Here is an 11414-nt window from a genome sequence, read left to right on the forward strand (position 1 = left end):
TAGAATGGTCGGCACACATAAACAATAATCCCCACTCAAGGTACTGCTGGGATAGTAGAATTGGAGTTTTAATATGAGTCAGTTTTTTTATATACATCCGGATAATCCCCAGGCGCGTTTAATCAAGCAAGCCTGTGAGTTAATTCATAGTGGTGAAGTGGTTGTTTATCCGACCGATTCAGGTTATTCCATCGGTTGTCACATGAACGACAAAAAAGCTTTAGAGCAGATTTGTCGTATTCGTCATATTAGTAAAGAGCATAACTTTACTTTGATGTGCAAAGACATGTCTGAGTTGTCAGAGTATGCGCGAGTCGATAATACGGCTTTTCGTATGATTAAAAACAACACACCTGGTCCTTATACTTTTATTTTAAAAGCCACCAAAGAAGTACCCAAGCGTTTACAAAACCCTAAACGTAGGACAATAGGAATTCGGGTGCCAGATAACAAAATAGCCTTAGATTTGCTCGAAGAGCTTGGTGAGCCTTTGATGTCTACTACCTTAATTTTACCTGATGCAATTGTGGCTGAGTCAGATCCCGATGAAATCCGCGACAAACTCGAAAAGCAGGTGGGTTTGATCATTCATGGTGGCTTTTTAGGTGAGCAGCCCACCACTGTGATTGATATGTCTGAAGGTGAAAACACCATTATCCGTGAAGGTAGTGGTGATATCAGCCCATTTGTTTGAGCTAATTAAATTTTATGTCCTCAGATAATTCTTCTTTTTCAGATGCAGACTTCCCTAGTCAAAGTGCCAATGAGCCTGTACAGCAACCCTTGCCGTTGGCATTTGTAAATGGCCAAGCCTTAATTGAAAAACCAGAAGACTTATACATTCCGCCAGATGCCCTAGAATTAATTTTAGAGGCATTTGAGGGGCCGTTAGATTTACTCTTATATCTTATTCGGCGGCAAAAATTCGATATTGTTAATTTACCGGTTTACCAGGTGACGCAACAATACATGGAATATGTTGATTTAATGAAAGACTTAAAGCTTGAATTAGCGGCTGAATACTTATTAATGGCGGCCATTTTAGCTGAAGTAAAATCTCGTTTATTGTTACCTAAAAGGCCTGACGCAGAAGAGGACGAAGAAGACCCTAGAGCTGAATTGATCCGCCGTTTAAAAGAATACGAGCGGATCAAAAAAGCGGCACATGAGTTAGACAATATCCCAAGACAAGAGCGTGATGTATTCAATGCCCTTGCTCAACCTGCACCAAGTGTAGAACCGATTAAAATTTTGCCTAAAGTGAGCATGCAAGAATTGGTATTGAGCTTTCAAGGTGCGATGAAGCGAGCCGAGGCGTTTAATCACCATCATATTGAAAAAGAAACCTTATCCACCCGTGAGCGCATGAGTTTGATATTAGAAAAACTTAATAGTGAACACTTCACTAGTTTTGATGAGTTATTTTATGCTAACGAAGGCAAAGCCGGCGTGGTTGTGACTTTTTTAGCTGTTTTAGAATTAACCAAGGAAAGCCTAATTGAGTTAGTTCAAGGCCAAGTCTTTGGTAATATCCACGTGCGTTTGAACAGCGCTAGATTTGGTGGCCCAGTGCATCACTTGGTGGACCAAGCAGTAGGACAAAACAATGGCTAAAATTTCACGAAATCAATTAAAACAATTAGTTGAGGCCAGTATATTTGTCGCTGACCAAGCCATTTCTTTTGAGCAATTACAACTCACAGTATTAGAAGGTTTAGATGTGAGTAAAAAAATGCTTAAAGACGTGTTGGCTGAACTAAGTTTAGACTATCAACCAAGGGGCATTCAATTGGTTGAAGTGGCATCTGGCTACCGATTTCAGTCTATGGATAGTTTAAGTCCTTGGTTAAGTAAATTATGGCATGAACAAGCCCCTAGGTATTCGCGGGCTATGCTAGAAACATTATCTCTAATTGCCTATCGCCAGCCCATTACCCGCGGAGAAATAGAAGATGTGCGTGGTGTATCTGTGAGTAGTCATATTATGAAGACTTTAACTGAACGAGGTTGGATCAAAGTGATAGGCCATAAAGAAGTGCCGGGCAGGCCTTCTTTGTACGCAACAACCAAAGAGTTTCTCGATTACTTTTCGTTAAAAAGTTTGGCTGAGTTACCTAGTGCTGAAGATTTTTTGTTGGCAGATGATTCAAATCAAGGCGCAGATAATACTAATAATCAATTAAATATACTTTCCGATGTGGCTAATAATCAGCAATCCGGAGAGCTTAAATCTAATCTAAATATGGAAGAAAAAAGTGGAGCGTCGAATATGTCGGTAGCGTCAGATCTTCCAGATGAACCAGAGCAATTACATTAATGAGTGATAAATTACAAAAAGTCCTAGCCAATGCCGGAGTAGGCTCTCGTCGCGAGATGGAAAGGTGGATCGAAGCAGGTCGTATTTCTGTCAATGGTAAACTTGCTACTTTGGGCGATAGAGTAGAGCCTGCAGATAAAATTAGGGTAGATGGCAATCCGCTAAATACCCAGAATGATTCGCCAATATGCCGTGTTTTGATGTATAACAAGCCTGAAGGTGAGTTATGTAGCCGTAAAGATCCTGAAGGGCGTGCAACTGTATTTGATCGCCTACCGGCCATTAAAAATGGACGTTGGATTGCTGTTGGGCGATTAGATATTAACACCAGCGGTTTATTGTTATTTACTAATGATGGTGAACTGGCAAATCGACTCATGCATCCAAAACATGAAGTAGAGCGAGAGTATTCGGTTCGTGTGTTTGGTGAAGTAGAAGATAAAATGTTAAAGCGTCTAACTGATGGTGTAAAACTTGAAGATGGCATGGCAAAATTTACTAATATCGTTAAAAAACCAAGCGATGAAGAAAGCACCAACTCTTGGTACAACGTGAGTCTGTCTGAAGGTCGAAATCGCGAAGTTAGGCGGTTGTGGGAATCTCAAGGAGTGCAGGTTAGTCGTCTAATTCGAGTGCGTTACGGTGAATTAGAGTTGCAAAAACGTTTACCTCAAGGTGGTTGGATAGAGTTAACTTTGCCTGACTTAAATGGTTTACGTAAAAGTGTCCAGTTGCCAGCAGAAACCAATACCCTAATCAAAGTTGAGCCTGGTAAATTAGACCATGTGAAGTTGAGCAGAATGCGTCGCTCGGTGAAAAAACATAGAGTGAAACAGGCGAATAAAAAACGTTCTTAATATTTTTGTCGTAGCGATGGTTTTCTCGTGTATGAAGTAACCTTAAATTCGAATAGTGGACTTAGGTTAATAAAGTCAGTGCTTTATCAACATGGGCTAAAATTTTTCTATTTTTTCATAATTCTGCATGCGTTCCTATGATTCATCGATTACACTTTAACTCTAGGAACGAATAGGTGAATAATTTTACATGAAAGTACAAGATTACGCGGTTAAAGCTGATAACGTGTTTGTATTGCCAGAGGCTGTCACTAAAATTAAACAACTAATTGATGATGACTCAACCTCTATGGATGATATTGCAGAGGTAATTAATTATGATCCTGCGATAATGTCACAAGTGTTAAAAATTTCTAATAGCGCACTATACAAATTCCCTAGTACTATCACCACTGTCAGTAAGGCGATCCAAGTCATAGGCACTCGGTCTGTTTACGATTTAGTTTTGGCTTACGGCGTTGCCTATGCATTTAAAGACTTAAATAAGGACGTGATAGACCTTGATAAGTTTTGGGAGCTTGGGGTTAATTGTGCGTTATTAGCTAAATATTTTGCCGAAGAAATAGGTATTAAAGAGCCAGAGAAGCTATTTGTTTGCGGGTTATTGCATAATATAGGGGAACTTGTTTTCGTTCAGGTTGCGCCCAATCTTGCACAAAAAAACACTTTGTTGAGTACTCATAAGAGACCTGTAGAGCTACAGAAAAAAAATCTTGGTTTTTGCTACACTGATATTTCCGCTGAATTGCTGAAACTCTGGGGGATCCCTGATGACATTTCTCAAATTGTAGCGGCCACGCATGCCACTGATAGAGAAGCAACAACGCCTGAACAAAAGATATTACAGCTGAGTTATGTATTAGCCCTAAATAACGTATATGCTGACTTTTACGTTAAACATGATGGGGTTACTCCAAATATGTATGAAGATTTAGGTTTGCAGATAGAATGCGTAGATAATGCATTAGATTTTAGCAATTTACAGTTAATGAGTGCGATGGCTATATTTAGCCCGTCATCTTTCGCTATGTTTTAATGAGTCAATGTAAAGGTTAAATTAGGTCTGATTTAACTTCTAACCAAACACTGTAACTACCTGTCTACTGATGGCTAGCAACTCATTTCTTGCATCCCAAATATTTGCTTCAGTATGCACATAACCGTCTGATGCTTGTCTTGTGGTTGCTTGATATGCGAACCATTCATTTTCCCCAATAGATAGGTGTGGATGAATAAACTCAAGGTTCCAGCTTAAAGTACTAGCCATTTTTGGTAGTTTAAACATCTGTAAAATAGTAGGTGGCCAAGCATCAATTAGGGATACTAAATGGGCATCAGTAAAGTGAGCTGGTGGTTTTTCAAATCGCATCCAACCATGTATGTCTGACTCCTTTCTACCTGTAAAGGGCAATCCACCTTTAACTTTCGCTAATTGGTAATGGCGTAAAAATTTGGGGGTGACTTTAGGGATATGAGGTAAAAAACTAGGTTTTTCTGGTTCGGTCATTTCATGTGTATGTAAGTCAGGAATTTTAATTTTGGATACGCGAGCTAGCCCAAAACTAGCTTGGCTTATTAACGCTGTATTATTACCTTGAATTACCTTAGTCGTTACCTGAGTGACATTTTTACCTTCTCTTAATACTTCAACTTCTATAGTTAACTCTTTATCAACATTTATAGGGCCTATGAAACTAGTATGTAAACTTCGTAATAACTTGTTTGGTGAGATTACCTGTTTCGCAGCGACATAAGCTAAAGAAGCTGATAAGCCGCCATATACTGTACGCCCTTGTCCCCAACTACTTGGAATAATTAATTTGGCTGTATTTTTGGTAGGGCTGATTTGTTCAGCAACAGAGTTAAATAGTGAGTCAATATGCATATAGGTGCTTAGTCAGTTTTTTTATAGTTATACCGAGCAACTGGTCAGATGTCTAGTCTAGGTTTGATGTTACTATATTTAGAACAATAAAAAGCCGCTTAAAATAGCGGCTTTGTCTCTTTTTCTAAAAAGTGGATTTAATAACCGACTTTTAGTCCGAGCATTTCTCGTGTGACCAGTACCACTCCTTTATCAGTCACTCTAAAGCCTCTGGCTAAATCTTCTTCGCGGCTATGCCCGATTACAGTACCTTCTGGGATTTCACACCCACGATCTATAATGGCTTTGCGAATTCTACAGTTTCTGGCAATTACTACGTCTGGTAATAACACAGTGTCTTCTACTTCACTATAAGAATGCACTCTGACATTGGAAAAACAGATACTTCTTCGCAGTGTTGCCCCAGAAATGATGCAACCACCTGACACTACTGAGTTTATAGCCGTACCTCGGCGATTATCTTCTTCCCACACAAATTTAGCTGGGGGAAGCTGCTCTTGGTAAGTCCAAATTGGCCATTTTTTATCATATAGGTTTAGTGCAGGTTTCGGTGACACTAATTCCATATTAGCTTGCCAAAAGGAATCTAGTGTACCAACATCACGCCAGTAGTTTTCTGCTTCACTATCAGAACCATATGGATAAGCATAAACAGCATTATCTTGGATAATAGATGGGATGATGTCTTTGCCAAAATCTCTTTCTGAACCTGATGTTTCAGCATCACGTTTTAATTGGTCGAATAAAAATTCTGTATCAAACACGTAGTTACCCATAGAGGCTAAACACATACTTGGATCATTTGGCAATGGCGCTGGGTTTTCAGGCTTCTCTTCAAAGCCGATAATTCTATAATTTTCATCGACTGTCATTACACCGAACTGACCAGCTGCTTCTTCAATAGGAACAGGCATACAACATACAGTCATTTTCGCGCCAGATTCATCATGTTTAGCTATCAGGTTACCGTAATCCATACGGTATATGTGATCACCAGATAGGATCATGACAAATTTGGGTAACTCATCTCGGATGATATCGATATTTTGAAATACTGCATCAGCGGTTCCTTCATACCAATGATCTGAATATCGTTGGGATGCAGGTAGTATTTCTACTGATTCACCTAGTTCTTTTTTAAAATGGCCCCAGCCGCGAACTAAATGACGAATTAAAGAATGGGATTTGTATTGTGTAACGACGCCTACGTTACGAATACCAGAGTTGATACAATTTGAAAGGGGAAAATCGATAATGCGAAACTTACCACCAAAATATAATGCTGGTTTCGCTCGCCAATTTGTCAGTTCATAAAGTCTTGACCCTCTGCCTCCAGCTAATATAAGCGCGTATGTGTCGCGGGTTAAATTACTGATATAGCGAGATGGTTGCTTTGCCATAAATCCGTGCTCCAATGTCAATTAAACAGCTTATTTTTATTTGTATAAAACCTTAACTCTTAACACTTTTCACTTATGAGTTTACACGAGAGGTTTCTAAATTCAATTGGCTTAATGGCTTGAAATTGATAAATAGATAAAAATGTTAAAAATTGGTAAAGTTTAGGTGGCATGAAATAGTTTTTTGGTTAATAAATAGCCATTTTGGCAGGGGGATGAATGCATAAAGTCGCTATTTTAGCGTATAACAAGGTTGCTACTTTCGAATTAGCATGTGCGATTGAGGTGTTTGCATTGCCAAGACCAGAGTATGACACTTGGTATAAAACAGAGATAGTCAGTTTTGAGCCATTACCTATTCAGGCTACTGGTGGGATAAAAATTACTTGTAAACTTGTGCAAACCCTAAGTGATTATGACACCTTAATTGTGCCAAGTTGGAGTGCGATTGACAAAAACATTCGATTACATATGGCCGAACAAATTAGCGCTTTCGCTGAGCAAGGTAAAAGAATTATAAGTTTATGTTCAGGTGCATTTTTATTGGCTCAATTAGGTTTGTTACAGGCTAAACAAGCCACTACACATTGGCGTTATGCTGAAGTTTTCAAACAACGTTTTCCTAATGTAGAGTATGTAGATGATGTGTTATATGTACAAAATGATAATATATTTTGTTCTGCTGGCAGCTCTGCCGCGTTAGATTTAGGATTAGAAATTGTGCGCCAGGATTTTGGTTATAAAGTCGCTAATCAAGTGGCCCGTCGTTTAGTGATTTCACCGCATAGAAGTGGTGGCCAGTCTCAATATATCGAGACACCAATAGTAAAGCAGCAAGGTATGTTTAGTCGTACTTTAGATTGGGCTATTGAAAATATTAACAAACCGTTAACAGTTAATGATTTGGCTTCTCAAGCTAATATGTCAAGGAGAAGTTTTGATCGACACTTTAAAGGTGCTTTGGGCACCAGTCCAAAATCTTGGTTAAATCAACAAAGAGTCAATTTAGCCAAACAGATATTAGAAAGTGAAAACCTATCAGTTGAGCAATTAGCTCAGAAAGTAGGTTATGAGAATGGTATTACTCTGAGGTTTAACTTTAATAAGTATGTCGGTGTGGCACCTAGCCAGTATCAAGCTCAATTTAACCAACAATAAAAAATGTAAGTTATTGTTTGTAATTGACACTTAAAAGATAGTGCGTAAAAATATTCTCTTAATTAAATTGCATGGATATGCAAGTCATTGATAACATTGTTGCTATACAAGAAAATTCGACTTTTTAGAATAGTTATATAGGTGTAGAAGTGGGACGATTTACCGTACATGGCAGTGTTGAACTTCGTATACAAGATAGAATTTTGGAAGTAGAAGGTGATGGCCCTTGGAATTTAGAAGCGGTTACTCAAGCCAATCTTAATTTTTCAGAACTAATCAATGGGTTATCAAGTGAGCCATGGGGAGCTCTGGTTGTATTACACGGTGATCCTATTTATGTGCCAGAAGCGGCTGATTTTTTAGTTAAATCTATTCGGTCTGAATGTGATTCGGGGAGAGTTGCTACAGCTATTATGGTTGAAGACTCAAATTCACCAGAATTTGCCAAGCGCCACCTAAGTGATATTTATCAAAGAGCAGGGTGTGAATACCGCTTTTTTTCAGATAAAGCAGAGGCATCTTGGTGGCTAATTCAAAAGATCACCTCTGCACAGAGTAAAGATTAAGCTTTTTTTACTGACTTAATAATTAAATAAAGCCCAATTAAAAAGAAAGGGATACTCAAAATTTGTCCAGTGTTTATTAATACTTCACTAGAATAGGCAGCTTGTTTTACTTTTACAAATTCAATTAAAAACCTAGCGCTAAATACTAAACTTAAGAAAAGCCCTAAAGTAGCACCAGAATAACGTTTTATATTGGTGAATCGATAGAGTGCGAACAAAATGAAAAATATTAAAAGGTAGGATGCTGATTCATATAGTTGCGCCGGGTGTCTAGGCAGATTATCAATACGTTCAAAAATAACAGCCCATTTAACATCGGTTTGAACGCCAATAATCTCAGAGTTCATAAAGTTAGCAAATCTTACAAAAAAGCCAAATAAAGCAGTGGCAATTGCTAATCTATCCAATAACCAGAGGTAACTTAGTTTATGTTTCTTCTGAAAGAAATAAACAGAAATAATTACACCTAGGCCTCCACCATGACTGGCTAAACCACCTTCCCATATGGCAAGTATTTTAAATGGATTGCTTAGATAATAGCCAGGGTCATAAAACAAGCAATGGCCTAATCTAGCACCCAGAATAATCCCTACAACACAATACACTAGTAAGGAGTCTAGTATCTCAAGGTTGATGTTCTCTTGTTTAAATATCCATTTCATTACTTGCAGACCAGACAATATGGCTGTAGCAAATAACGCACCGTACCAGTGGATTTTTAATCCAAACAAAGAAACTAATACTGGATCAATGTTCCAAGTAAAATATTCCATTTAAATAACCTTACCTCTTAGTTAATAATTGAGAAAAAACATGGGTTATTGTAACTGATGCTTGAAAGTTGACGTGATTAAATTTTATTTATTTTTGTTTTGGTATACGAGGTAATTTGCCAGTGAAAACTATGTAATAACAAATCAAACCTAGAGTAGAGAAAATAATCATGCTGATGGACACGTTCTTCCAGCCAATAAATAGTATGGTGTATATCAACATACCAATCACCATTAAAGTAGGGCTAGCTACTAAGGCAATTAACACTCTTACGTTGGCTGGAATAGTTTGTTTGTGCGACTTATCTTCATCCATTTTGTAATTAAACCCCGTCTAACGTGATGCGTATTTTATGGTAACGTTCTTGTTGGTCTTCATTTAAAACTGAGTTCTCAATATTTTTTATGCATTTTTTTAACAAGGGTTTAGAGGTTTTACTAAAGCCTAATTTGCTAGCCTTTAAAGAGATAACTTGTAATAAATTAAGTGCAATAGAAGTGTTTTTTGGCATTAAAGTAAAAGCTTTGGTAAATGCCTCCAAAGCATTATCAACATCGCCCTTTTGATAATAGTCGACGGCTGAGTTATTTAATTCTTTCGAGCTTTGTTTAATATTCGACTTTTCTTCTTTTTCTTGATGTATGTAGTGTAAAAATATTTCACCTTGCTCTGAACCAACTTTACAGCGGTTTTCAATTTGCTCTAACATCGCTTGAGAGCGTTCATGTAGACCTAAATCGTGAAAAATTTTCGCTTTGTCCAATAAGGAATCGATACTGTCATTATCCCAGTTTCCCTCATCTAATTGGTCTAACAAGGCTAAAGCATTGGTTTTTTCATCATCCAAATACAATAAACGAGCATTTATTATCTGGATTTGGTCATCCATTTCGGCTTTTGGGAAGGCTTGTCTAAATTGGCGTACGTATTCCTTTGCCTGCTTAATTAATTTGTCTGTGTCAGAGGCATCAGTTGTCATTGCATAGTCAATACCTGCTCTAGCAACGTTTAAGTAATTCTCAGGCTTGTCATGAATTGAGTTTTTGGCAAATCGGACTATTTTCTTGGCTGCTTCAAATTGAGTTTCATAGTCATGGGTAATTCGAGATAAATTCATTGCTGTTTTATGTCTGCGAATACTTCTTGGCGATATCTCAGTGGCCATCATGACGCACTCTAGAGCAGTGTCAAAATCATTTTGTTTTATTTGTAATGCAGTTAATAAGTCATAGGCAGCTAATTGGTGGTCAGCCTTAAAAGCAAGGCGTAAAACTAGTTTTTCTGCCTGTTCATCTTCATCTAATCTAAGGTAACTGTTAACTAAGCCCAACTGTGCCCAAGTAAAAGTTTGAACTTTTAAGATTGCTTGATAAAACTCTTTGGCTTGCTGAAACTGTCCGGAGGCAGCTAACATTTCACCTTTTATTTTTAATGCAATTGGAAAAAACTCTGCATTCTTTGGAGTAGCTAAAAATAGCTCTACTTGAGATAAAGCTTTGTCATATTTATTTACTTCAATAGATAGATAAATATCTTTTAACGCCTGTTTACGACCTAATACTCTACTCAAGCGCCGGTCTAACTCTTTTACTGTAAATGGTTTTGCTAAAAAGTCGTCAGGTTGCAACTCGATAATACTTTGCACGAGATCAGAATTGGTATCAGCACTAATAAATACAAAAGCGGTGCTAAGGGGAAGCTCGCCATTAGCTTTAATTTCATCATAAAAATAATAACCGTCTTGCTCGCGTCTTAAATTATACGAACAAATTATTAAATCAAAACGCTGATTTCTTATGGTGGTTAGGGCTAAATTTATCTTATCGACATATGTGATATCACCAAAACCAAGTTCCTCTAAAGAGTATTTCATATACCCTTTAGCTAAAGCTTGGTCGTCAACAATTAAAACTTTGGTATTTTTAGCTAGTTGTGAATTCATTTATTGCCAATATTGCTTGTCTACATAAAGGTTATCGTATTTTTTACAAAAATAATAAGTAGAAAATAATATATAAATTAAATAGATCACGAAACAGGGGGGAGATGTTTTATCAATTAAGTAAGTGTTGGACGTAATTGAACTTTAAGCACTCGCCTTTGCTTTATAAAGGACGACGATACTCAGACGATTTAACTTGGAATTAAGAAAAATGGTGGACGCTACTGGGCTTGAACCAGTGACCCTCGCCTTGTAAGGGCGATGCTCTCCCAACTGAGCTAAGCGTCCATATTTTGTTGCTAGGTTTAAGCTACTGGGCTTGAACCTGTGACCCTTGCCATTCTTGTATTAAGAACGGCGATGCTCTGTCTTTTTTCAACTGAGCTAAGCGTCCGAATTTTTGACTTCACTGAATTTAACATCAATGAATATAGAAAGTGGTGGACGCTACTGGGCTTGAACCAGTGACCCTCGCCTTGTAAGGGCGATGCTCTCCCAACTGAGCTAAGCGTCCA

At 37.8% G+C, this 11414-nt stretch carries 12 protein-coding genes and 2 tRNA genes; 7 read left to right on the forward strand and 7 right to left on the reverse strand.

Annotated features, from left to right (window positions below):
• The first annotated feature begins 73 nt into the window (after positions 1-73).
• The 5 genes from L0668_RS17675 to L0668_RS17695 all read left to right on the forward strand — a co-directional run bounded on the left by L0668_RS17675 (position 74) and on the right by L0668_RS17695 (position 4210).
• Positions 74-694 (forward strand): L-threonylcarbamoyladenylate synthase, encoded by a 621-nt coding sequence (locus tag L0668_RS17675; protein WP_235314056.1) that lies wholly within the window; start codon positions 74-76, stop codon positions 692-694.
• A 14-nt stretch (positions 695-708) separates the two neighbouring features.
• A complete protein-coding gene (locus tag L0668_RS17680) occupies positions 709-1614 on the forward strand; it encodes a segregation and condensation protein A (RefSeq protein WP_235314057.1) in 906 nt (301 codons plus the stop codon).
• Positions 1607-2317 (forward strand): SMC-Scp complex subunit ScpB, encoded by a 711-nt coding sequence (scpB, locus tag L0668_RS17685; RefSeq protein ID WP_235314058.1) that lies wholly within the window; start codon positions 1607-1609, stop codon positions 2315-2317. Before L0668_RS17680 ends, scpB begins: the two co-directional genes overlap by 8 nt.
• The gene (gene rluB, locus L0668_RS17690) at positions 2317-3174 is read left to right on the forward strand and encodes a 23S rRNA pseudouridine(2605) synthase RluB (protein ID WP_235314059.1); all 858 of its coding nucleotides are present in this window, start codon (positions 2317-2319) and stop codon (positions 3172-3174) included. Before scpB ends, rluB begins: the two co-directional genes overlap by 1 nt.
• A gap of 190 nt (positions 3175-3364) precedes the next feature.
• A complete protein-coding gene (locus tag L0668_RS17695; RefSeq protein ID WP_235314060.1) occupies positions 3365-4210 on the forward strand; it encodes an HDOD domain-containing protein in 846 nt (281 codons plus the stop codon).
• A gap of 39 nt (positions 4211-4249) precedes the next feature.
• Here L0668_RS17695 and L0668_RS17700 read toward each other — a convergent pair whose 3' ends face one another.
• Both L0668_RS17700 and glgC read right to left on the reverse strand, forming a co-directional pair.
• The gene (locus L0668_RS17700) at positions 4250-5059 is read right to left on the reverse strand and encodes an acyl-CoA thioesterase (protein ID WP_235314061.1); all 810 of its coding nucleotides are present in this window, start codon (positions 5057-5059) and stop codon (positions 4250-4252) included.
• A 137-nt stretch (positions 5060-5196) separates the two neighbouring features.
• Positions 5197-6459 carry a glucose-1-phosphate adenylyltransferase gene (glgC, locus tag L0668_RS17705; RefSeq protein WP_235314062.1) on the reverse strand — a complete coding sequence of 421 codons (1263 nt, stop codon included), beginning with the start codon at positions 6457-6459 and terminating at the stop codon, positions 5197-5199.
• Positions 6460-6678: 219 nt separating this feature from the next.
• On the opposite strand from glgC, the gene L0668_RS17710 reads away from it, so the two are divergent.
• Positions 6679-7617 carry a helix-turn-helix domain-containing protein gene (locus tag L0668_RS17710; RefSeq protein WP_235314063.1) on the forward strand — a complete coding sequence of 313 codons (939 nt, stop codon included), beginning with the start codon at positions 6679-6681 and terminating at the stop codon, positions 7615-7617.
• A gap of 149 nt (positions 7618-7766) precedes the next feature.
• On the forward strand, positions 7767-8183 hold the full coding sequence (locus tag L0668_RS17715; protein WP_235314064.1) for a hypothetical protein: 417 nt from the start codon (positions 7767-7769) through the stop codon (positions 8181-8183).
• On the opposite strand, the gene lgt is transcribed toward L0668_RS17715, so the two are convergent.
• The 5 genes from lgt to L0668_RS17740 form a co-directional block, all read right to left on the reverse strand.
• A complete protein-coding gene (gene lgt / locus L0668_RS17720; RefSeq protein ID WP_235314065.1) occupies positions 8180-8956 on the reverse strand; it encodes a prolipoprotein diacylglyceryl transferase in 777 nt (258 codons plus the stop codon). The two genes, L0668_RS17715 and lgt, sit on opposite strands and share 4 nt — an antisense overlap.
• 88 nt (positions 8957-9044) lie before the next feature.
• Positions 9045-9272: a hypothetical protein gene (locus tag L0668_RS17725; RefSeq protein ID WP_235314066.1), complete on the reverse strand. Its 228-nt coding sequence runs from the start codon at positions 9270-9272 to the stop codon at positions 9045-9047.
• Between the two features lie 7 nt (positions 9273-9279).
• Positions 9280-10899, reverse strand: coding sequence for a response regulator (locus L0668_RS17730; RefSeq protein WP_235314067.1), 1620 nt, complete (start codon positions 10897-10899; stop codon positions 9280-9282).
• Between the two features lie 212 nt (positions 10900-11111).
• Positions 11112-11187: transfer RNA gene (locus tag L0668_RS17735), tRNA-Val, on the reverse strand.
• Between the two features lie 150 nt (positions 11188-11337).
• A tRNA-Val gene (locus L0668_RS17740) sits at positions 11338-11413 on the reverse strand.
• Position 11414 lies beyond the last annotated feature (1 nt).

This window comes from Paraglaciecola algarum, from assembly GCF_021532655.1.
Classification (GTDB): Bacteria; Pseudomonadota; Gammaproteobacteria; order Enterobacterales; family Alteromonadaceae; genus Paraglaciecola; species Paraglaciecola algarum.

Bases quoted from the DNA above. Each gene is read 5' to 3' on its own strand.
- L0668_RS17675 (WP_235314056.1), top strand. From the start codon at position 74: ATGAGTCAGTTTTTTTATATACATCCGGATAATCCCCAGGCGCGTTTA.
- L0668_RS17680 (WP_235314057.1), top strand. From the start codon at position 709: ATGTCCTCAGATAATTCTTCTTTTTCAGATGCAGACTTCCCTAGTCAA.
- scpB (WP_235314058.1), top strand. From the start codon at position 1,607: ATGGCTAAAATTTCACGAAATCAATTAAAACAATTAGTTGAGGCCAGT.
- rluB (WP_235314059.1), top strand. From the start codon at position 2,317: ATGAGTGATAAATTACAAAAAGTCCTAGCCAATGCCGGAGTAGGCTCT.
- L0668_RS17695 (WP_235314060.1), top strand. From the start codon at position 3,365: ATGAAAGTACAAGATTACGCGGTTAAAGCTGATAACGTGTTTGTATTG.
- L0668_RS17700 (WP_235314061.1), bottom strand. From the start codon at position 5,059: ATGCATATTGACTCACTATTTAACTCTGTTGCTGAACAAATCAGCCCT.
- glgC (WP_235314062.1), bottom strand. From the start codon at position 6,459: ATGGCAAAGCAACCATCTCGCTATATCAGTAATTTAACCCGCGACACA.
- L0668_RS17710 (WP_235314063.1), top strand. From the start codon at position 6,679: ATGCATAAAGTCGCTATTTTAGCGTATAACAAGGTTGCTACTTTCGAA.
- lgt (WP_235314065.1), bottom strand. From the start codon at position 8,956: ATGGAATATTTTACTTGGAACATTGATCCAGTATTAGTTTCTTTGTTT.
- L0668_RS17725 (WP_235314066.1), bottom strand. From the start codon at position 9,272: ATGGATGAAGATAAGTCGCACAAACAAACTATTCCAGCCAACGTAAGA.
- L0668_RS17730 (WP_235314067.1), bottom strand. From the start codon at position 10,899: ATGAATTCACAACTAGCTAAAAATACCAAAGTTTTAATTGTTGACGAC.